Origin of the sequence: Aquibacillus koreensis (assembly GCF_025154055.1) — a bacterium.
Taxonomy (GTDB): domain Bacteria; phylum Bacillota; class Bacilli; order Bacillales; family Amphibacillaceae; genus Aquibacillus_C; species Aquibacillus_C koreensis.
The window spans coordinates 46,701-69,466 of sequence record NZ_JAOALK010000047.1 but is presented as its reverse complement, the minus strand read 5'-3'; the positions used below and the strand labels follow the sequence as shown (position 1 = coordinate 69,466).

General features: G+C 37.7%; 20 protein-coding genes and 1 riboswitch. Of the genes, 4 read left to right on the top strand and 16 right to left on the bottom strand.

Features of this window, described 5'->3' with window-relative positions; genetic code table 11:
- Positions 1-219 precede the first annotated feature (219 nt).
- From NYQ66_RS13390 to NYQ66_RS13355, 8 genes are all read right to left on the bottom strand, one after another.
- A complete protein-coding gene (locus NYQ66_RS13390; protein ID WP_259870176.1) occupies positions 220-1,095 on the bottom strand; it encodes an IS3 family transposase in 876 nt (291 codons plus the stop codon).
- Positions 1,092-1,415: a transposase gene (locus NYQ66_RS13385; protein ID WP_259870175.1), complete on the bottom strand. Its 324-nt coding sequence runs from the start codon at positions 1,413-1,415 to the stop codon at positions 1,092-1,094. The genes NYQ66_RS13390 and NYQ66_RS13385 overlap by 4 nt, the downstream gene beginning before the upstream one ends.
- Before the next feature lie 197 nt (positions 1,416-1,612).
- On the bottom strand, positions 1,613-2,389 hold the full coding sequence (locus NYQ66_RS13380) for a 3-oxoacyl-ACP reductase (RefSeq protein ID WP_259870174.1): 777 nt from the start codon (positions 2,387-2,389) through the stop codon (positions 1,613-1,615).
- A 25-nt stretch (positions 2,390-2,414) separates the two neighbouring features.
- Positions 2,415-3,440, bottom strand: a complete 1,026-nt coding sequence (locus NYQ66_RS13375) for an ABC transporter substrate-binding protein (protein ID WP_259870173.1) — start codon at positions 3,438-3,440, stop codon at positions 2,415-2,417.
- Complete coding sequence (locus NYQ66_RS13370) at positions 3,437-4,204, bottom strand: ABC transporter permease (RefSeq protein WP_259870172.1); 768 nt, start codon at positions 4,202-4,204, stop codon at positions 3,437-3,439. Before NYQ66_RS13370 ends, NYQ66_RS13375 begins: the two co-directional genes overlap by 4 nt.
- Positions 4,205-4,210: 6 nt before the next feature.
- On the bottom strand, positions 4,211-4,960 hold the full coding sequence (locus NYQ66_RS13365; protein ID WP_259870171.1) for an ABC transporter ATP-binding protein: 750 nt from the start codon (positions 4,958-4,960) through the stop codon (positions 4,211-4,213).
- 18 nt (positions 4,961-4,978) lie between these two features.
- Positions 4,979-6,439 (bottom strand): acyl-CoA reductase, encoded by a 1,461-nt coding sequence (locus NYQ66_RS13360; RefSeq protein ID WP_259870170.1) that lies wholly within the window; start codon positions 6,437-6,439, stop codon positions 4,979-4,981.
- Positions 6,439-7,554 (bottom strand): LuxE/PaaK family acyltransferase, encoded by a 1,116-nt coding sequence (locus tag NYQ66_RS13355; protein ID WP_259870169.1) that lies wholly within the window; start codon positions 7,552-7,554, stop codon positions 6,439-6,441. The genes NYQ66_RS13360 and NYQ66_RS13355 overlap by 1 nt, the downstream gene beginning before the upstream one ends.
- Positions 7,555-7,633: 79 nt before the next feature.
- Positions 7,634-7,744, bottom strand: a riboswitch (TPP riboswitch).
- A 265-nt stretch (positions 7,745-8,009) separates the two neighbouring features.
- Here NYQ66_RS13355 and NYQ66_RS13350 point away from each other — a divergent pair.
- From NYQ66_RS13350 to NYQ66_RS13340, 3 genes are all read left to right on the top strand, one after another.
- Positions 8,010-9,656, top strand: coding sequence for a CoA-disulfide reductase (locus NYQ66_RS13350; RefSeq protein ID WP_259870168.1), 1,647 nt, complete (start codon positions 8,010-8,012; stop codon positions 9,654-9,656).
- A gap of 173 nt (positions 9,657-9,829) precedes the next feature.
- Entirely contained in the window at positions 9,830-10,135 is a 306-nt protein-coding gene (locus NYQ66_RS13345; RefSeq protein WP_259870166.1) for a nucleotidyltransferase family protein, read from the top strand.
- A complete protein-coding gene (locus tag NYQ66_RS13340; protein ID WP_259870165.1) occupies positions 10,119-10,448 on the top strand; it encodes a HepT-like ribonuclease domain-containing protein in 330 nt (109 codons plus the stop codon). Before NYQ66_RS13345 ends, NYQ66_RS13340 begins: the two co-directional genes overlap by 17 nt.
- Before the next feature lie 279 nt (positions 10,449-10,727).
- On the opposite strand, the gene xylE is transcribed toward NYQ66_RS13340, so the two are convergent.
- The 6 genes from xylE to NYQ66_RS13310 form a co-directional block, all read right to left on the bottom strand.
- Positions 10,728-12,113, bottom strand: a complete 1,386-nt coding sequence (xylE, locus tag NYQ66_RS13335; protein ID WP_259870164.1) for a D-xylose transporter XylE — start codon at positions 12,111-12,113, stop codon at positions 10,728-10,730.
- Positions 12,114-12,574: 461 nt separating this feature from the next.
- A complete protein-coding gene (locus NYQ66_RS13330) occupies positions 12,575-14,134 on the bottom strand; it encodes a response regulator (RefSeq protein WP_259870162.1) in 1,560 nt (519 codons plus the stop codon).
- Positions 14,135-14,156: 22 nt separating this feature from the next.
- Positions 14,157-15,575 (bottom strand): sensor histidine kinase, encoded by a 1,419-nt coding sequence (locus NYQ66_RS13325; protein ID WP_259870160.1) that lies wholly within the window; start codon positions 15,573-15,575, stop codon positions 14,157-14,159.
- Entirely contained in the window at positions 15,568-16,572 is a 1,005-nt protein-coding gene (locus tag NYQ66_RS13320) for a sugar-binding protein (protein ID WP_259870159.1), read from the bottom strand. The genes NYQ66_RS13325 and NYQ66_RS13320 overlap by 8 nt, the downstream gene beginning before the upstream one ends.
- Positions 16,573-16,703: 131 nt before the next feature.
- The gene (locus NYQ66_RS13315; protein WP_259870158.1) at positions 16,704-18,764 is read right to left on the bottom strand and encodes a cation:proton antiporter; all 2,061 of its coding nucleotides are present in this window, start codon (positions 18,762-18,764) and stop codon (positions 16,704-16,706) included.
- Between the two features lie 333 nt (positions 18,765-19,097).
- Positions 19,098-20,390 carry a DUF2254 domain-containing protein gene (locus NYQ66_RS13310; protein WP_259870157.1) on the bottom strand — a complete coding sequence of 431 codons (1,293 nt, stop codon included), beginning with the start codon at positions 20,388-20,390 and terminating at the stop codon, positions 19,098-19,100.
- 131 nt (positions 20,391-20,521) lie between these two features.
- On the opposite strand from NYQ66_RS13310, the gene NYQ66_RS13305 reads away from it, so the two are divergent.
- Positions 20,522-20,707: a hypothetical protein gene (locus NYQ66_RS13305; RefSeq protein ID WP_259870156.1), complete on the top strand. Its 186-nt coding sequence runs from the start codon at positions 20,522-20,524 to the stop codon at positions 20,705-20,707.
- 252 nt (positions 20,708-20,959) lie between these two features.
- On the opposite strand, the gene NYQ66_RS13300 is transcribed toward NYQ66_RS13305, so the two are convergent.
- Together NYQ66_RS13300 and NYQ66_RS13295 are read right to left on the bottom strand one after the other, a co-directional pair.
- Positions 20,960-21,253, bottom strand: a complete 294-nt coding sequence (locus NYQ66_RS13300; protein WP_259870154.1) for a Dabb family protein — start codon at positions 21,251-21,253, stop codon at positions 20,960-20,962.
- Positions 21,254-21,263: 10 nt separating this feature from the next.
- Positions 21,264-22,505 (bottom strand): flavin-dependent oxidoreductase, encoded by a 1,242-nt coding sequence (locus NYQ66_RS13295; protein ID WP_259870267.1) that lies wholly within the window; start codon positions 22,503-22,505, stop codon positions 21,264-21,266.
- Positions 22,506-22,766 lie beyond the last annotated feature (261 nt).

Genomic DNA, 22,766 nt, shown 5'->3' with positions numbered 1-22,766 from the left:
TAACGGATCTCTTGGATCTCTGTCAAGAAAGTGGACTCCCAAATAACGAAATAATGGTTTTATTATTTTGTATTCGAGGCTTTTCTTAACTTTTGTGATCATAGATGATGCCGTGGAAAGCGTCAAGCCCAACCCGCTTGACCCATCCACTCTATCATCTGTATTGTTGGCAAGTTAAGAAAAACCACCATACTGCCTCGAAATTAGCGCAAGCTCAATTTACGCTGTCAGATTCAAATAAAACTGTTGTGCAAATTCAAATGGTGACATATATCCAATAGATCCGTGTATTCTTTTGCGATTATAAAATAGCTCAATATAACGATAAATTTCGTTATATGCTTGTTCTTTAGTTTTAAATTTACGTCCTTGCATTAATTCTTTTTTTAGAAGACTGAAGAAAGACTCTGCACAGGCATTATCGTAACAGTTTCCTTTTCGACTCATACTGGCATCCATTTTATATTGCTCTAACTGATTGCGATAGTCTTTTGAAGCATATTGAGTCCCTCGATCAGAGTGGTGAATTAGCCCCTTCTGGGGCTTCCTAACTTCGTAAGCATTCTTTAACGCGTCTAGAACCAACTGGGTGTCCATGTTTTCCTTTAAGCGCCATCCTACGATTTCACGTGTGCAGAGGTCGAGGATAGTCGCCAAATATAGCTTTCCTTCACGACAAGGAATATAGGTAATGTCGGCAACCCATACCTTGTTCGGTTCTGATACTGCAAAATTCTGATTTAACTTGTTTGGAGCAACAGGATAATCGTGATTAGAATCAGTGGTGATAACCTTAAATTTCTTTGAAACACACGAACGTAATCCTAGTTCTTGCATGTATAAGCTAACTGTTCTTTCTGTTATGGTGTACTTTTCTTTTTCTAATAGCTTTGTAATCTTTGGGCTACCGTATATTTTATTTGAGTCATAGAAATGATAGGCAATGCGATCTTGTATTTCCTTTTTTCTTAGTTCCTGCTCACTTGGTTTATGATTCTGCCATTTATAATAGCCGCTCGTAGACACCTCTAGGGCTTTGCACATCTTCATTACTGAGAATTTTGAGCGATTTTTCTCAATAAATTGAAACCTCATGTTTTTGGTCTGCTGAAGATGTGCACCGCCTTTTTTACAATTGCGAGTTCTTCTTCTCTTTCAGCTAACTGGCGATCCTTTGCTTTTAAAACTCGTTCCTGATCACGTAGTTGTTTTTCTAACTTTTGAATTTTCTCTTCAAAAGCAACTGGCTCATTTTCAAACTCACGATATTTGGTCATCCATTCATGAAGAGAACTTAATGGGACCTTTAATTCATCAGCGATATCTCTCATTGTCTTTTTTTGTTGATGTTCCTGTGCGAATTTAACTGTTTGTCGTTTAAACTCTTCACTATACCTTTGACGGTGTTCACTCATGGAAACCCCTCCTATTTATTAGCATCATAACCAAATATGATGTTCGTTAAAGGGGTGTCCACTTTTTATTCTAGTACTATCTTAGCCGCCAAAATCGACCATAGTTGATCCACCGTAATATTTACATCAAGTCCGAACACTAAACAAAAGTAGCTAATGAAAAAAAGACCTTACTAAAGTAAGATCTCTGATACACACTATTTATTTGTAAATCCACCATCTATAATAATAGTTTGCCCTGTAATGAAGTTAGACCAATTGCTCGCAAAGAATAATACACTACCAGTAATATCTTCTGGCTTTGCAATTCGACGTAGTGGCGTTTCTCTAATGATCGCATCTTTTATTTCTTCTTTTGTTCTGCGACTAGCATCTGTTGGATAAACAAGCCCTGGCGCGATACAATTCACGGTTATTCCAAACGGTCCTAAATCTGCAGCAAGATTATGCGAATAAGATAAAACAGCACCTTTTGCAGTATTGTAATCATGATAGGCTATAACAGGTCGATACACGAGGTTTGAAACCATATTTATGATTCTACCAAAGCCTTTTCTTTTCATAATAGGAATCGCATGTTTACAAACATGATAAGTCCCCTTTAGCGAACCATCCAGTTGATGTTGATAGTCGCCCCAACTTAACTCCCATGCCTTTTTACGTTCATCTGGGTCGAATGTATAACCATACAATGCATTATTAACGACAACATCAATCGTGTCGAACTCCTCGATGATTGCGTCCATCATCCGCTTTACCGAATCTTCATTTGTTATATCAGCTTGAATGGGGATAGCATCTATTTGATAGGTCTCCATCAAATAGTTGGCAAACGTAGTGGCTTTCTGCTCACTTTTTACATAATTAATGATAATATGTGCACCTTGTTTGGCAAAGGATTCGGCGATTGCTGCTCCTATTCCACGACTCGATCCGGTGACTAATACAACTCTACCTTCTAGTAACGTATCCATATTTACACTCCAATGATGAATGGCTTTAATTTAATTCTTCTACTAATTCGTTCGTAACCATTTCTTCAATTCCTACCGGCCCTTGTAGTAATCCCATATCAATATAGGTCTGTTCTACCTCATTTAATAAGTCAACATTTAACCAACCAAGACCTTTTTCTTTCATCTCTTCGTTCATTGACGTTGCATTACGTATTTTAATAATTTCAACGTTTCTTTCTTCATCCTGTCCATCAATTGCTGTATCAACAGCTACTTTGGCAGCCTCTTCCGGATTTTCCATCACATACTTTACGCTATCACGATAAACTTGAAGAAACTTTACTAATGCCTCTTTTTTTTCATTAAATGTTTCTTCTGTTACAACAAACACATCTGAAGGAGTATTTAGTACATCCTTTACTTCAAATAGGTTTACTTCACCCAAGCCTTTTTGCTGTGCATCATATAGACCTGTATCCGTTGCAGCTGTAGCCGCGACCTGATTGTTCATTAAAGGTCCAAAATTTAACACACCTGTTTCAATTACATTAACGTCTTCATCTGTTAATCCTGCTGAAGATAATAAAACTTGTAGGTTTTGATATGTACCACTTGTGAAGCTATACACTCCGATATCTTTACCTTTTAAATCTTCAACTGTTTCTATTCCGCTATCCTTTAATGAAACAACATTAAATACGTTATCGGGATAGATATTATAAATAATCTTTAGTTTTTCTCCTTTTTCAGCAGCTAATAAGACTGCCTCTACATTCGCAAAAGCAATATCTGCATTTCCAGCAACAATGTTCTTTACAGCATCTCCACCACCTGCACCTGGAATATATTCAAAGGCAATGCCAGCTTCTTCAAACCAGCCTTTGTCTTCAGCTACATACAAATTGCTTTGTTCCGCAATCTGTTTACTCCATGAAGCCATTTTCATTTGCACTACTTCCGTCTGGTTTTCTGTTTTACTTTCATTCTCATTTGCTGGCGTTGATTGGTTATTCCCACATCCCGCTAGTAAAATCAATGATATAAATAGAACGGTCATTAGTCTGTTCAATCGTCATTCCTCCTGGAAAAATAATATTTCTTTAAAAAACTAGATTCAATGATCGCTATCATTTGATAGAAAAGAATCCCAATAAGCGTTAAAAGAATAAACGCAGAAAACATAAGGGGTGTGTCCATCATTCCCATTGCAGTAGTAATGACCGCTCCTAGTCCTTGGTTTGCTCCTATAAATTCACTCACTGCAGCTCCAACAACACTTAAAACGATCGCGACCCTCAACCCAGACATTAAATAAGGCAAAGCAATGGGTAGCCTTAGTTTCATTAAAATTTGATAGCGCGTAGCTCGAAGCGATCGGAATAAAGCTAACTTATCCTTATCGACATACGACAATCCTGCTACTGTACTTTCGAACAACGGGAAAAAGCTAATTAGTGCAGTGATCACGATTTTGGGCATCAAACCATACCCAAACCACAGTGTTAAAAGTGGTGCTAAAGCGAGCTTTGGCATCGCTTGCGACGCAATAATATAAGGGTGTAAAACCTCTTTAAGAAAAGTCGATCGTGAGACTAAAAACCCTAATCCAATCCCAAGAACTGCCCCAATAAAAAATCCACCAAGAATCTCGATTAACGTGACCTTAGCATGATCCAATAAATAACCACTCATGATGTTACGATATAAATTTTCCACAATCACTGTTGGCTTCGGTAAAATTAACTCGGGGATATCCCTAAGTTTAACAGTCAACTCCCAAGCTGCTAAGACAAGGATAAATAACACTACAGAGAATATATGACTACGTTTCATTTACTTTCATCCTTCTATCATCTCCAGGCTCTCATAAATCTGCTTGATCAGTTGCTGAAACTCCGGCTCAAACTTTAGATCTTTATGTCTAGGTCTTGGAAACGGAACTATAAATTCGTTTACTTTATTGCTATTTTCATTGATCAGAACTACCCGGTCAGATAGAAATACCGCTTCTTGAATATCATGCGTGATAAAGATAACTGTTGAATGATAGGTACTAATAATTTGGGTCAGCTCGAGCTGTAACTGTTCCTTCGTAATTGAATCTAGTGCAGCAAAAGGCTCATCCATTAATAAAATTTTAGGATTTGTAATAAGTGCTCTGGCTAATGAAACTCTAGACACCATACCTCCGGAGCACTCATGGGGGTACTTCGCCTGATCTTCTTCTAGATGAACCAGTTTTAATACCTCTTTCGCCTTATCGATATCCTTCGTTGTTACCTTACGTTCTAGCTCAATCGGGAGAAGAACATTCTCTAGTAAATTACGCCACTCTAACAAAACTGGCTTTTGAAAAACGTACGTTATTTCTTTATGAGGTTCTGTGATAGCTTCCCCATTAATCAAAACACGGCCACTTGTTGGCGCTAATAAGCCGGCTATCATGCGAATGAGTGTTGTTTTCCCTGTACCACTCTTTCCTATAATACTTATAAACTCATTCGCTTCCACTTGCAGATTTAAATCCTCAAAAATGGTTTGCTTCCCAAAATCTAACCCTATCTTTTGTAATTCAATAAAAGGTTTCATATCTATACTCCTATTTCACTAGTCGCGGTATGGATCAAACATATCCATCGTATTTTCAACGGATGACTCCACATCACACCAATAGACGAGGTCTGCTAAATTAAAGCGCCCATCATGGTGCCATCCTGGCTCAGGTAGTGACATTTCCCCTAAAAAGCTGATACGGTTGGCCCCACAGTCACCTAATTGTTGAATAAGTGTTTGAAACCTTTGTGGTGGACAAGCTATACCCACAGTTTGGATCACACGTCTTACTTCCTTCGTCTTCTCTTTCACCTCAGCTAAATCATCAACCGGAACCACAGTAACAAATCGATTCAATACCGACAAGGGAAACTCTTGTTGTTTTTCTCGAAAAACAACTGTCCAGCTTGTTCCTGCTTCACTTGATAACAATTCAACTTCATCACTCGTGAACGATTGAAACTCTGCATTAGAACGAGCCTTCATAATGTCTGTTGTTTCACTTGTTGTTAAGGTTGCACGACTCATCTTATGTTCAAAATTAGACATTTCATGTGCTAGCATACGTGCGAAGTCACGTGGTGAGTACTTGCCACCTTTCTCCACATAGAAAACGTGTGGAGAAAGGCAACCCTGTTGGTCAAACCAAGATGCATCCTTTGCCGCTCGTTGTGCGCTTTGCCAAGCTAAACTTCCCGTTAGGCATTCTTTCGTAATGACACCAAAGCTAACCTTATGGCCGTGCTCAACAAATCGAACATGAGAAGGCACCTTTTCGGAAATGTTCTTCATCGTGCTTTCTCCACCATACGCGATAACGGTTTGTGATTGGTTAAATGCCGTTTGCTCTAATTCATCATTTCCTCCCCGCCACCACGTTATTGCCATTGTTTTAGCTAAATCCGGATCAATCTCTGCAATGGTTTTAGCAAACAAAGTCGGAAAAAGTGGTTCAGAAGAAGAGACTTTTCCAAGTGTTGCTGATTTTACAAGCAGACCAGAAACTAAGCTCCATAACGGGAGGGCTGGTACATTGCCAGAAAATATATGTGTAATGAGATCAGGGCCGTATGCGCGTGTTAGCCCCCCTGCCTTTCTTGGTCTAAATTCATCAAGCACGAGTGGATTTGCAAAATCTTCATCTATTATTCGTTGAAGTTTTTCTTTCCTAAAACTCCGTAAGTACCGAGATAAAAACAGCCTTACCATTTCATCGTCATATCCAGTAATAACAGGTAAAGTTTCTTCTGCGAATTGACGAAGCTCATAGCTTGGATTTAGCCATTTTTGTACTGCTTCATCAATAACTGAAACAATTTCATTTGTATGAAGCTTACTTAGATACTTTTGACGATTTCCTTTAATCATTAGCATAGTGGAGCTTAATTCTGCTTTTGTCATATCTGGTACTTTCAACTCTACTTGCTTCGCATGGTTTTCAAACAAGAGTGTTTTACATTCCATGCCTTTCGTTATTTCTTCTGGTAAGAAAAAAGCTGCATATAAAGAATCCATTATGTAAGATCCTCTCTATTTGACGATAGGAATTGTTCCACAGCTAGTGAACAACCTTTTGCTTCAGCGCCCTCTGCACGGCCAAGTAAATGAAAACCTTCTCCTTCTTTCACTCCAACATCCTCCGTCATAATAGCTAGAACCGAATTGATGTTAGCTAAATCGTAATGAACAATAATACCTTTTTCTCCTTCAGGCTTTTCAAGCATTGTCTCGGGGTCAACAATTAACGTTTTGACCCAATGTGGAGATTTCATGAAGGATGGTTGTTGTTCTTGTTTCAAAAAGTATTGCTTAAAATCCTGGTTATAGATTTGAGAGCTTAACTCTGTCATTCCGTACATGTTCCCGCAAGCATAGGAAGGAATAGAAAACAGATTCGCCAATTTGTTTTTCAATTCGACTGTGTCCACACTTCTAGATTTACCTTTAGCCCCACCTGTTTCCATTATTCGACTGCCTGTCGGTAATTGAAATTGTATTCCTTTTTCGCTACATTCATCCAAAAATTGAATAAAAGAGAACGTTGCACCTAGTACGAACACTGGCTCATTTGTTTTTTCTGCAACAAAAAGGAGCTGTTTCAACCTCTCCATATCAAAGCCATCTTTGGATACAACATATTCACTCTCCGTTGTTCCAAACTGTTTTTTTGCCAAATCCAAATAATGAGCTAAAGAGGAATTTGGCATTTCCGCTTTAGAAGGGAACAAAATAATGAGCTTTATTCTATCCAAGTCAGGTAACATACAGTCCTTAAAATACGTTTCCATAGATAGATCATAAACCTCGAGATCTTGATGAATATTTTTCCCCTTCTTTTCTGGATTCGTTGTTCCGCTTGTCATAAAAATAGCTTCCGCATCTTCAGCTGTGGAGCAAGCTAATGTAGCTTCTTTAAACGCATTGATAGGAACAGGTGGAATATCCGTAAAGGTGTGCACATTGTTCGGACTAATTCTCCGTTTACGGCAGAACTTTCGGTACGCTTGATTATTTTGGTATTGAAAGCTAAACAATTGTTTAGCGACTTCTGAGAAACTATCATTTTGATTTTTATGATTTAAAATAAATTCTTTAACTAGGTGTTTTATTGCAGGGTAATCATTCTGCAAATCACTCACTCCTTGATTCTTTATAAAATAACAAAAAGCCACCCTCATCAGAGAAAGTGGCCATCACATATCCATATTATTGAATAACAGTACACTTCCCTACGCTGCAATTATACAGATCAGGTTCCAAGGGTTTAAAAGGATCCTACCTTTAGTCTCAGCACCACAACATGCTCCCCCAGTGATCACACTATTTACTTTTATACTAAAGAGCATAACACGTTTCATTAGATTGTCAATTGAAGCGTAAACACAGGGACACATCTCGTAAACATGGGGACGGTTCTTTTGTTCACGTTTGCAAATTTACCATGATGACGCCTTAACTCCCACTGGGCAAATATATTCTCTAATTCACTAAATCGATTTTCTTAATTCTGTCACACTTTTCTCCTTTACTTTATGTTATTATACCTATAGGGGTATACCTATAAAAACAAAAAAGGAGAATAGATATGATTAAAAAAATCCTAATTGTTGGTGGTGTTGCAGGTGGTGCAACAACTGCAGCTAGACTTAGAAGACTAGATGAAGAATCTACTATTATACTTTTCGAACGAGGAGAGCATATTTCATTTGCTAACTGTGGATTGCCTTATTATATAGGAGAAACAATTAAAGATCGTAATAAATTAATGGTTCAAACTGTAGAAGGTATGAGCAAAAAATTCAACTTAGATATACGTAATCTAAGTGAAGTAACAAAAGTGAACCGCGAACAGAAAACCATTACAGTTACCAATCTAGCAACAAATGAAGTATATGAAGAGAGCTACGACGTACTAGTGTTATCACCAGGAGCAAAACCTATTGTTCCACCGATTCCTGGATTAGACGAAGCAAACAATATTTTTACACTTCGTAATATCCCTGACACGGATCGAATTAAAGGGTATGTAGATGAACAAAAACCAAAAGAGGCCGTAGTAGTTGGTGGTGGATTCATAGGACTAGAAATGGCGGAGAACCTGGTAGATCGCGGAGTACGTGTAACCTTGGTCGAGATGGCTAATCAAGTGATGGCTCCGTTAGATTATGAAATGGCTGCTATTGTTCATCAACACTTAAAAGAAAAAGGCGTTAACCTTATTTTAGAAGATGGTGTAAGCGCATTTGAAGATGAGGGACGTGTCGTGACGTTATCTAGTGGTACAAAAGTAGAAACAGATATGACAATCCTCTCCATTGGTGTGAAGCCCGAGAATAGTTTAGCAGCTGATGCTGGCCTTGCTATTGGTGAAAGAGGCGGCATCATCGTTAACGATTATTTGCAAACGGATGACCCATCGATCTTTGCACTCGGAGATGCGATTGAAGTAAGAGACTATATCAATCAAAAACCTGCAATGATTCCATTAGCAGGACCAGCGAATCGTCAAGGTCGTATCGTAGCTAATAATATTTATGGAAGAAATGAAGCATACAAAGGTACACTCGGTACTGGTATTGCAAAAGTATTCGATTTAACCGTGGCAACGACAGGTAATAATGAGAAAGTCTTAGAGCACCAAGGCGTTGACTATGAAGTTGTTCATGTTCATCCCGCTTCCCATGCTGGGTATTACCCTGGCGCAGCACCGATCGCATTAAAGTTAGTTTTTAATCGTGATGGTAAAATTCTTGGTGCACAAGCCGTTGGAAAAGATGGTGTGGATAAGCGTATGGACGTTATTGCAACTGCAATCAAAGGTGAGTTGTCTGTATTTGATTTAACAGAACTAGAATTATCTTATGCACCGCCTTTCTCATCAGCAAAAGATCCTGTGAACATGGCTGGCTACGTTGCTGCCAATATGATCGATGAAGGCATTAAAACGGCACAGTGGCATGAAATAGACCAAATTGTGAAAGATGGCGGTTTACTGGTTGACGTAAGGGACCCACATGAAAGAGAGAATGGATTCATTCAAGGATCGATCAATATACCCCTTGGGGATCTTCGTGATCGTTTAGGAGAACTACCAACGGACCAACCGATTTATGTTTCTTGCCAAGTTGGATTAAGAGGTTACCTTGCTACTCGTATTCTGAATGGACATGGGTTTGATGGTGTTAATGTGGATGGTGGTTGGAAAACTTATTCGGTGGCTAAAGAGAACTAAATAGCATAAGAGCTAATATTAAGTAAGTTTTAAGTTAAATATTAAAAACCAGATCATCAATTTGATCTGGTTTTTTGATTTCATATTACAATGGATGTATAAAGTGAAATGAATAGATAAAAAGATATGTGCTATAATGAGAATACTTAATACTTGAAATGGCGGTGATTATCATGTTATCGCAACAAGAAATCCTTGAGGACCTTTCCAATAATATGTATATATGGAAAGAGAAGTACGGAATGAAACGCATTGCATTATTTGGCACCTATACCCGTGAAGAACAAACAGAATCCAGTGACATAGACCTTTTAGTTGAATTTGAAGAAAACTCCATAACCTTTGATAATTACATGGATTTAAAACTTCATCTTGAGGACCATTTCAAGAAACAAGTAGACTTGGTTATTCTTGACGATATAAAGCCAGCAATTAAACCAAGTATAATTAGGAGTGCCAAGTATGCAGAGGGAGCCTAGCGTTTTTTCAGAGGATATTTATACTGCTGCAGAAAAAATTGAAAGCTATACAGATGGCCTATCGTTTGAAAGTTTTATTGACAATGATTTAGTATTCGACGCAGTGATAAAAAACATCCTAGTTATTGGTGAAGCGACGAAGAACATTCCTGATCATATAAGAAATGATAATCCTCAGATAGAATGGAGAAAGATAGCTAGAATGAGAGATATGATGATCCATGGATACTTTTCCATAAACCACCGTATAGTATGGGATGTAGTTCAAAATAAAATTCCAATCTTAAAAAAAGAGGTTAAAAAGCTCATCTAGCTTGCATATATATTTGCAGATAAATTATTATGAAGAGATACTGACTTTTAAAGCCGCCAAATTGGCGGCTTTTTGTATAGTATGGATTTTACTTTTAGTATCTTTTACACTGTATAAGGTGATGAGATTGTAATATTAAGCTTTCTTAACTTATAGTTCTGGTTTCACAAAAAAAAAAAAACGGAATCTGGACATTAGCCCAAATCCCGTTATTTGAAACTTATATCGGAAACAGGAGAACCGTCCCCCCGTTTACAAGATCTGTCCCCATGTTTACGTTTACGCTGATTTTTTAGTTAGGTCGCTTTCTAGTTCTTCTAGTGATTTTCCTTTTGTTTCAGGGATGAACTTCCAGATGAATAGAGCAGATAGTAAGCTCATTACACCGTAGAAAGTGTAAGTTAGACCGCCACTGAATTCCATCATTGCTGGGTAAGTGGATGAGATGAAATAGTTTGCCGCCCACTGTGCTGCTACGGCAATCGCCATTGCTTGCCCTCTAATCTTATTCGGGAAGATCTCTGAAAGAAGTACCCAAACTACAGGACCCCAAGACATCATGAATGATGCAGTGTAAATAATAATGAAGATTAACGTACCAATTCCAATCGCTCCTGAGAATGCCATTCCTGCTACACCAAACATACCAATTGTCATGCCGATTGAACCAATAATTAATAGTGGTTTTCGACCAAATTTATCAACAGTAAAGATAGCGATTAACGTAAATACTACGTTTACTAAGCCCATCACAATCGTTTGGAACATTGATGCGTCTCTTCCTGCACCCATGCTTTCAAAAATACGTGGAGCATAATATAGTGCTACGTTTATTCCGACAAATTGTTGGAATATGGATAATAGAATACCGATAACAATAATACCTTTACCAAAAGTAAATAGTTTTGCTTTGTTTACATCAAATGATTTCTTAATCTCAAACATCGTTGCCTTAGCAAATGTTTGATCATACACTTTGTTTAGCACTTCCAACGCCTTACTATCTTTATTCTTAGACACTAGATAGCGAGGTGTTTCTGGTACCGTAAATAATAAAAGTAAGAATAGTGCTGCAGGGATTGCTTCTGATAAGAACATATAACGCCAACCAATATCATTGATCCATTCCATTGACTGTCCTTTTCCAATTCCATAGTTTACAAAGTAAACGACTAACATACCAAAGATAATTGCAAATTGATTTAATGAAACTAACGTACCTCTTATACGCGGAGGTGCCATTTCACTGATGTACATTGGCGCAACAGCTGATGCTAGACCAACACCAATCCCGCCAATAATTCGATAAAGATTAAAAGTGATTAATAGTGCTATTGTAGGTTCACCTTTTTCAAAAAATAAAAACTCTGGAAAAGCAGAACCAAGTGCTGATACTAAAAATAGTACAGCTGCAATTACTAATGAATACTTTCTTCCAATGTTGCTAGAAACATACCCTGAAATCAGGCCACCAATAATACAACCAATCAATGCACTCGAAACAGTAATTCCATGTGCTAGTGATCCAAGTCCTAAGCTATCTGCAAAATATAATTGAAGTGATGATTCAGCCCCAGAAATAACTGCTGTATCATATCCGAATAAAAGCCCTCCAAGTGTTGCGACTAAGGTAATTAAAACAATATATAATTTCTTATTATTCATCTTTTATTAAGAAAGAGAAATACTTCTCTTTCTTGTCCCCCTCTCTGAAACTTTTTTTCTGTATTGTTAGCCCTTACATTCTAGTAAAAAAAATGTTGATAACCTTCTAGAATTGTCTTGCTGTCCCCCTTGATGCGTGTCTATTTCTAAATGGTGTCGTTTTCATAAATGTTGAAAAGGTGTTTAAGCCTTCCGTGTAATAAAATTATCATGAAATCGCATTCTTGGTAGCACTTTCATCTTCACTTTCTTGTTATTACCTAGACTTTCTTGTTAAGCATAATTTTCCATATGTGGTTTTATCATAATTTAGCGTTTGTTGTTGTTAATTTAGCGCGTTTTGCAGATAATTTAGCGATGGCACCCGATAATTTAGCGACTTTCTTCATTTAATAGCGACTTCAACAGATAATTTAGCAAAACGCAACAAAAAAGCGACCCCAACATGTAGGACCGCTTTTCTATTCCTGATTTTTATTTCGATACTCTCTAGGGCTCACATCGAATTCCTTTTTGAAAACTCTACTAAAATAGTTCGGATCTTTATACCCAATATTTAAAGCAATTTCTTTTAGTGGAATGGAGCCGTCCATAAGGAAAGCCTTCGCTTTTTTCATTCTAATATCTGTTAAATATTCAATAAAAGACAGTTCAAATCGATCCTTAAATAACTTGCTTAAATAATAAGAGCTAATTCCAATATGGTCTGCTACTTCCTCAAGGGAGATGGACTGACCATAGTTCTTATCGATATACTCCTTCGCTTGTAATAGTAGTGATTGAATCCCACTTGCTCGCCATTCTTTTATCCGATCCATCATAAATAGCAACCGAGATTTTGCTGCTTCCTTTAACTGCATAGCCGTTTCTATTCGCCCTAAACTCACTTGCATATCTTGATCAAAGCCTAGATCTTTGATGGCTCGGGTTAACACAACAAAGAAGTCCTCGATTGCTTTATGCGTATGTCGCAGTTGGAATTCGGTTGCCTGATGGATGGATTGAAAATAAGTGTCAAACACATGAAGTCCTTTTTGGGTATCCCCCTGTTTCACAGCCTCCACTAACTCTTTTTCCACTTCAAATGGAACAAGAACTTGTTGCTTTTCTCTTGTACGTTCGTCATAAACCATATAAGAGGCGTTTGAATGGTTATGCACGAGTTCTAGCGCATAGATTGCTTCTTTGTACGAGTCAGTAAACTGCCCCACATCTGAAACAATACTTCCAACACCTGCAAATAGACGGCATTGTTCTAAATGATGTTGCACTTGATGAATAATCATCCTTACGAAATCCTCGCTTCGTTCATGATCGGTTTCTGTAGATAACACCAACACCGGAACTTGAAACCCGGTTAAAGGTCCTATGATGCAGTGGGGCGATTGACTGAGCAACACCTGTTGTAGCGTCTGGTACCATTTGCTCTTTTCCTCACGCTTTGGTTGCAGGCTATCTGATTCAAATGAAAAAACAACCATGAACCCTTGCTTACCTTCAATGTCTATCCATTCATCCCATTCCGCTTGATTAACGTCATGAAGATGGTCCATCATTAAGGAGACAATGAAATCTTTTTCGATAAAAGAACTGGCTCTTTCCAAACGGTGACTTACTTGTTTTCTTTCTTGTAATGTCTGTTTTTCTGCTTCGATCTCCGTCACCAATTGATCATAGGCTTCTAAGACTTCGGCTAGTTTACTTGGTTTTAAGAGATAGGATTTCACACCAAACTTCATTGCCTCGCGTGCGTATTCAAACGTATCAAAAGCCGAAACCATAATATACTTTGTTTCTGGGAGCTCAGGAGCTATTTTTTTTATTGCTTCAAGTCCATCACATACTGGCATCTTGATATCCATGAAAATCAAATCTGGCTTATGTTGTAAAGCGAAATCCACGGCTTCTATGCCATTTTGCGCTTCAGCTACAACTTCAAAGTTATTTCGATTTCTACTTAGCATTAGCTTGAGGCCTTCTCTTTCAATCGGCTCATCATCAACTAGCATTACCTTTAGCACACCGTTCTCTCCTTTCTCTCTATCACTGGTTTTTCAGTCGAATGCTTACGGTTGTACCTTTTCCAAGGTCTGAAGAGATGTTTACACTACTGTCTTTATCGAATAATTGCAGACGATCCATTACATTGCGCATACCAATTCCAGTAGAATGGCCAGAACCTTTTTTAGTTGTGGTTGTCACAGGTTCTTCTTTTTTCATTAAGCGTTCAATCGTTTCCTGGTTCATACCAACACCATTGTCCTTCACATCGATACATAATCTATCCTTCTCCTGGTATATGTGTAATTCAATTTTTGACCCCCCAACCATATCTTCAATCCCATGCATAAAGGCATTTTCTACAATAGGTTGCAGCGTCAAACAAGGAATAGACGCGTTAAGACAGGCAGGATCTATGTTCTCGATAAACGCTACCCGATCGCCAAATCGTGTTGTTTGAATAAAAAAATACTCTCTAACAATTTCAACTTCATCTTTTAATTGCGTTTCTCGATCCAAATTCCCAATATTATAACGCAGCAGTGCAGAAACAGAAGCTATTAATTCACTCGTTCGTTCAGCTCCTTCAATGTACGATGTTTTCGATATCGTATTTAGTGTGTTAAACAGAAAGTGCGGATTTATTTGATTTTGTAGGCTTTTTAATTCCATTTCTTTTAATAGATTGGCCAACTTCGCCTTCTCCTCAATTTCACTTACTGATTCTAAGATATTCTTTTTCATTTCATTAAACGTTTTGGTTAAAAACCAGAGCTCGTCCTTTTTCGAAACAACAACATCCTCGCCAGCATAATGCCCCGAAGCTATTTCTTGCGCAGCTCTTGTTAACCGATCAATGGTTCTTGTAATTCCATTTGAAAACCATAATGCAAATAAGATACTAAGTGCAATAATCGCTATGATGATCGCTGTACCTGTTTGTTTCGTATCGATAATTTTTTGATCGATCAAATCTGATAAACCTTGATAGGTGGTTAACTCCTTATTAATTAAATCTAAAGTATTTTCATGGATATAACTTGATGTTCTCTCAGCTTCATTCAAATACATCGAGTACTGTTCAATATTCTGTTGATGGACTCCTTCCACCGTTTTAGCCGTTTGCTCTAGAAAACTATTCATCATCGATACGTAGTTTTTCTTTGGAATACCTTCTTGTTCTTCCTGTTCAAATGCATCTTTCAATCGGATAAGCGCTTGTTTTGACTCTTGGTAGAGCGATAAGTTTTCAGGAAGTGGTTCATGCACATAGATTTGCAATGACTCGATCGTTTCATTCGTTTTTTTCGTCATTTCATTTAAGAGAAAAAAATGCTCAATATTCTCGTCATAAAGGTCAATTACTTGTTGATTACTTTGTTCGCGCACAAATAATAAGACAACAAATAATAGAAGAATTGTCGCAAAATAGATCAGTAGCTTCGTACGTATCTTAATCATTTGCAGCCATCCTTTTCGCCTTCCATCCTGCCAAGTTCTCCTTCCGCACGATAGAGGAATCGGTATGAAAAACGTTTTGTATTTGCCTGTCATTTACAATATCTAACATTGTTCTTATACTTTGATTTCCCATTTCAAAAGGGTGTTGTTCTACAATCGCATCAATGTCCCCTTCTTCAAGTAGCTCGATATTTTCATCAATCGTATCAAAAGTGATGACATACATATCATCCTTCTTTTCCAACGACTCCGCTGCGGCTACAATTCCTAACCCGTTATAGGAACTTGTTCCATAGAAAGCTGTTATATCTTGATGCTCAGTTAACATACTATACGCTTTTTCTTCTGCTTCTACTCTTGTAATATTCGATTCTTCTATTGCCACAATCTCGATTCCTTCCATATTTTCCACCACATCTTTAAATCCTTGTAGACGTAATTGGTGATGCGGATTATCCAGACTGCCAGAAATGATTCCAACGGTTGCTGTTCCATTTGTATCGGTAACCAACGCTTCTCCAGCTAATCGTCCTGCTTGATAATTATCCGTACCAACATAAGCGTGACGAGAGCTTCCTGGTGAATCTGTATCAATCGTTACCACTGGAATACCTTCACGGACTGCCTTATTAATCATTGGCGTGAAATGATCATTAAGCGCTTGAACAATGATCCCATCAACTTTAGACTTAATAGCCATATCAAATAACTTCAATTGTTCTTCTGGATTGGAACGTTTTGGAGCGTCATATTCAACAAAGACGTCATACTCGGATTCGGTCTTTTTTGCACCTTCTCCTACTAAGCGCCAGTAGTCATGATTCATTTCTTCACCAATTAAAGCAAAATGATAGGTCGGAAGAGGTGTTTCGGCAGTAATAGCTTCTTGCATTTTTTGATCATTAACCTGCATCTGCTGGTAGTAATATATAAAAAATCCTATCGCAATGAAAAAGGATGTTATTAATATGAGGTAAGTAAACGGTTTTCGTTGCATGGTGACCTCCTTAAAAATAGCTAATAGAATTGATAATAGCATAATTAGGTGAGAAACTCATTAGTTATAAGTGTAAGCACTTGTTATGGTGCCTATTTTAAAAAAGACTTCTCAAATGAGAAGCCAAATTTTTAATCATAATCTCTTTTAAAGAGTAATTCTTTAGGCACGACTGTACCTCGCGCACCACGGATATCCGTCTCTTTCATTTCTGTCGGATAGAACACAATTAAGTTACCATGTTTCTTTGATATTATTTTGCTTGGTAAAGCCTCTAGTTCAGGATGCCAGGCAACCGTTCCTCTTCGTGCACTTATCAAAATGATAAGATCGTTTGCTTTCACAACGTCTAATTCACGTTCATATAAAGCTTCCCAGCTTTCCACTGACTTGAAGTCTATTTTAATACCAGGGCGAATTCGTTCAGATACTTTTTCATAAGAAGCTAACTGGTCACGAACTACAAGACCCACGACCTCTGTATTTAGTTGAGATGCAATGTCTTTAATAATAGAAATGGAATCCTCGAAGCCTGGTTTGAAGATGACATTATTCGGAAAAATTAGAATCAATCGTTCCATTGTACTTAGTGGTTGTCCAATATTAGTAATTAAGGTACGTTGATACGTATGCTCAAGAAAATTATCAATAATACTACCAAAAACCTTTTTACTACCTTCACTCGCACCATTCCAGCCAGCAATAATGGTGGTGATACGTTCTTCCGTAACAGCTCGCTCAATTCCCCACCCAATATTTCGGTCGACACGTGTTAACAATTTAACAGAAACATCTGCACCGGAAGCGTACATGACGGTATGACCAAGCATCCGTTCTGCCTGTGCAACTTCATTGCTTGCTTGTTTTAAATCCTTTTGAACGACAGTCAATGGATATAACGGTTCCTCTGTCTTTTTTGCCTTTTTCATCACAAACCCTAAGTCTAGCAATGATTCCATAGTATTTGGATTAGCTAACGGAATTAGGATACGCTCAGGAAGTGATTCATCTATAACCTTTTTATCTTGTGAAGTTGCAAGCTTCCTACCATATTTCTCTGAAAAATATGGTCCTAAAATACATGTTAGTAAGATCATCACAATAACTGCGTTTACCGTTTGTTGATTCAACAGTCCCATTTGGTATCCAACAAGTGTAGATGCCAATGTTGCAGCAGCTTGCGAAATAGATAAACCGAAAATTACTCTGTTTTCATTTCGTGAGTAACCATAGATCTTACTCGTTACCCAACTTGCTAGTGCTTTACCAACAACCACCGTCCCGATCACTAATGCCGTTACAATCCATGCACTTGGATCCGTTGCTAAAACACGAAGGTCCATCAACATTCCAACAGAAAGTAAGAAAAATGGAATAAATAACGCATTACCGGTAAATCGAATTCGATTCATTAATGGACCGTGATCATAAATATATCGATTTAGTGCAAGGCCTGCCAAGAATGCCCCTATAATTGGCTGCAATCCTACGAATAAAGCAATGGCACCTGAAACAAATAAAATCGCCATAACAAAATTAAATTCTAATGCAGCTTCGTTATTCGAGCTTTTGAAGAACCACTTCGATAGATAAGGTGTAATTAACAGCGTTCCAGCAGCAAAAAGGGTTGTTGCGATGATTAATGTCATCCAAAAACTGAAGCCCACATTTCCTTTGGATACCCCCGTTACTACGGCAAGGACAAGCATCGCTAATGTATCCGTTAACAGCGTTCCACCTAAAGCTGTTGTCACTGCTTTATTTTTTGTTATTCCAAGACGACTCACAGCTGGGAATCCCAGCAATGTATGTGACCCAACAATCGAGCCAAGTAGTATAGCAGCAGGCATACTAAATCCAAGCCATAACCCTACTATTGTTGCGAGAATTAAGGGAAAACTAAATGACAACAATCCAAACAAAATACTACGATTTCGATATTTTTTAAATCCATCTATATCTAGTTCTAGTCCAGCAATAAAAATAATAAAGAGCAAACCAACTGTTCCAAGTAACTCGATCGTTTGATCGCGCGCTAATAATTCCAGCCCATTCGGTCCAATAATTATACCAGCTACAATCGGTCCGATAATAGAAGGTATTCTCAGTTTACCCATCAGTATAGGAAAGAATAAAAAGATTAACACAGCTAAACCAAAGATGAGAACTGGTTCCTGCAGTGGAATATTCATATGTAAGTCCTCGCTTTCTATATCTCAACAAAACATGAAAAATTGTCGCAAATATAAATGTACTATTATTTATGGAATTTGAAAACAACTATGCAAATGATTCCTACGAATTTGAGCCGTAATTAATTGACGTTACTTAAAGTATTGCACTGTGGTCTATACATTATTATTTATTGGTTGAAAAAAATAGGAGTGGCACTCTCCTAACATGGTTAGAGGGTGCCACCCCTATTTTTGTTTTGCTACTTTCCAGACCTGTATTCTCATCTTCGTGTCCTCCCCCGGTGGACAAATCTATCATTTGTCTTTCGACAGGGTCTGACCCCTTAGAAATCAATGCGTAACCTCAAAAAGTTTCTGTTTTTTTATTTCCAGGAATTTTTGATCATACGGGTGAAGTTGATGTAACTCATCAAATGAAAACGTTTTGTATGCAAGAAAGCTCCATAAGATCTTCTTATTGTCATCTGAACACTTTTGAGCCGTCATAATTAATGCATCCATAATGGCTCCTAATATGATAATGTCTTTTCTTTTTTCTATGTTAAATTGATTAAACGTGAAGTATAGTAAATTATTTAAGTCTTCCATAGGAATGAGTAATCTTGGCTGGTTCTCCGTGTCCATATATAATGAATCCCCATCTAAAATGGTATTGGATTCTGCCAACACCTTCCCAACATTTCTAATACAGTGCTTTGCCGTATATGGATCATTAATAGCTGGGGAAGTAGCTCTGAGGGCAATCTCTACTAATTGTTGAAGCGAATATGCTAAATCCTGAGATGGGCTACGTTTTCGCCCTAATGTAATATAGTCTGCACACTCCTTCATTACTCCTTCTTCCAAATTTGCTTCATCACTGTAAATCGTAAATAATAACGTGTTATCTGTGATAAACTCACCAATCTTATGATGAATTTTAATAAATATATACTTTGTAGCTGCAAGTGACACTAGCTCTTCCATCTCAACCCTCTTGATATAATCACTGCTCTTCGCATAATAGGAATGACCATATAAATAAGGGGGCGAATATTGTTTTACTGTTGTGAGTTTATGATCCCTCATTTTATTTTTTATATCTTTACTAGACTTAAGCGTCTCCTCCGCAATATTTTCGATAAGATTATCAACTTGAATGGATTTGGCGATAAAGTGAATAAAATAAATAAAAAACAGTAAGCAAATAATTGTAATGAATACACCAATCACCGCAGAGATAACGAACTCATTATCTAAAGAATTCCGCATAAATAATAGACTGTTAATCGAGTAGATGAATCCACCTAAGAATATTCCGAGCACCCTCATCGTTGCTTTCTGAGTCATGAAATTTGGAAGTGCCCTTGGAGAAAATTGAGAAGAATACGTGGTTAGAACCACCATAGTCATTGAAAATGTAAAAGTAGTCATTGTGATAAGTGCAGAAGACAATGTAGCTAAGATTTCAGTGGCTAGATCAACACTTGTTAAAAAAATATCTGGGACAAACTTTTCATAGTGCTCATTGAAATACATATCTAGCGTTATGGTTAAAATCGCAATACATAATCCAATCGCACTATATAAAGCAGGCGTGAGCCAAAGACTGTTCTTTATTTTATTAAAAACCTTTTTAAGCATATCGAATACCTGTCCTTTTCTAATGGAGTGTAACTTCTTTATTGTTACCATTCTCGGCATGTTTTAAAAATCTACACTCCTAGTAATTTACTTCGGATATATGCATACGATTTAAAAAGGGAGGGATTTGCATGGACAGATATCCACTTTTATTTTTGGCTTGTATCCTAGCTGGATTTGCTTTGATAAGAGTTCCACTTACAGGATTTCTCGAACCTTTGAGTCCACTAGTGTTTCTGGTTGGGGTTCTATCGATTTTGGTATTCTCATGTGTCATCATTTACCACGGTGTTATGGCGCTTATTAAAAAGATATAAAAGATAAGAGACTTCTCCATGTATTTTTAAAACATGAGAAGTCTCTTATTAACTATCCTTCATTATAATTAAGGTGCTGGTTGGATTAGTATTCGTGCCATCGCAATAAAATGCTCTGTTTCTTTCTCTACACAATTAAAGTAGAAGTAGTTCCTTCTATTAACATTATTTCGTTATCTTTCCCTTTTTTTGAGCCACGTAAAAAAACCTATATGAAAGTAATCTCCATTCGTAATTGATTACTAGGATATACTAGATCTCAAAATCAACAACAATACGATCCTCTACCCCAATTCCCTTTAAATATGAGACGATTTCTTGGTGCGCAGGATGTGAACCATAGTATTCCAGAGAATCCCTGTCCTTAAATCGGACCGTTAATCCAATTTCGTATCCTTGACTTCTAGATGAAAAATTAACGCCCTGCTGAATATCAACTATGCCTGGAATCACTTCTTTTAAGGCAAGTGTCCTTCTTATTAGCTCTTGCTTTTGATCCTCCGTCGTTGTTGATGAATGTTTGATTAATACAATATGTTCAATCATACGTACACTCCTACTTCTGATTCAAAGTTTCCCGGTCAAAACCAGCAACTTTTTTGTATTTATTAGCTATCTTCTCAAGTTCTTGTTTCGTAATGACATCATCTAATGATTCAAAACCCTTAGTTGCCCTTTCTTCCACAATTTGCATAACCTCTTCTGGACCGTTTTTTCGGTTAGCAAAAACGATATTGGCTGTTGGTTCCATTCTTATTTGTTCATAGCTCTTCAAAGCCAGTTCTGCATTTTGATTTTCCAATATCGATTGACCTAATGCGTCTGCATCCAGTATGGCCTGGGAAGCACCGTTTGAACCTATCGGATACATTGGATGAGCTGCATCTCCAAGTAAAGTCACACGCCCAAACGTCCATTGAGGTAGTGGGTCTCGATCGACCATTGGAAATTCGAAAATGTCGGTTGCACTCTTAATAACTTGTGGTACATCTAACCAACCAAAATCCCACTTCGCAAATTTAGGTAAAAACTTCTCCTTATCTACCGCATGATTCCAGTCAGCTCGAGGAGGCATTTCACCTCCAACGGTAAGTTCAGCTATCCAATTAACAAGCGAACGTCCTTTTGCGGCTGTATCCGGACAGATGGGATAAGCTACAATTTTTTGATCCTGGTGACCTGCCATAATCATCGATTTCCCTGTTAAGAAAGGAGTGGATTCCGTAAGCCCACGCCATAGGATGCGACCACTAAATTTTGGTGGTCCCTCGTCTGGATAAAAGAAATTCCTGACAACAGAATGGATACCATCTGCAGCAATCATGACATCTGCATGGTAAGAACCTAAATGTTCACCTGTTCTTTTAGTTATAAACTCAGCTGTAACATTGTCACCTGAATCATGAAAGGATGTTAAATGATGCCCTGTTACTACTGCGTTCTCTCCTAATCGTTCTTTGACTGCTTTTAGTAAGATCATTTGCAGTCTCCCACGATGGATCGAATATTGAGGCCAGCGATATCCAGCATTCAACCCTCGATCTTCCTGCCAAATTTTCTTACCAAATTTGTTTACATACATGAGTTCTGCTGTTGGAATCCCCGTCTTTTTAAGCTCTTCTTCCAAACCTAGTTCCGTTAGCACTCTCACTGCATGAGGTAAGAGGTTAATTCCTACGCCTAATGCTTTAATCGTTCCCACACTTTCAAAAACCCTTACAGACACTCCCTCACGATTAAGTTTCAGCGCTGTGACAAGTCCACCAATCCCACCACCAATAACCATTGCTGTTTTCATATTAGACAAATAAATACCCCCATGACCAACACACTAAAGTTTAAATATTCTGAATTAATTCTATTAGACTATTACTTAAAGGTCAATTAGTCAGAAGTTCAGGTTAGAAAATAAAATCTAACTTTGTAGTAAAGAGCAAAAACTCTCTAGACTAATCTAGAGAGTTTTTACGTTAGAACGATATATAAATATCTTCACGGTTTTCCTATTGCTTACAACATACCAACTAAGGTATTAGTCTGTAGTATCATAAACAAGTAG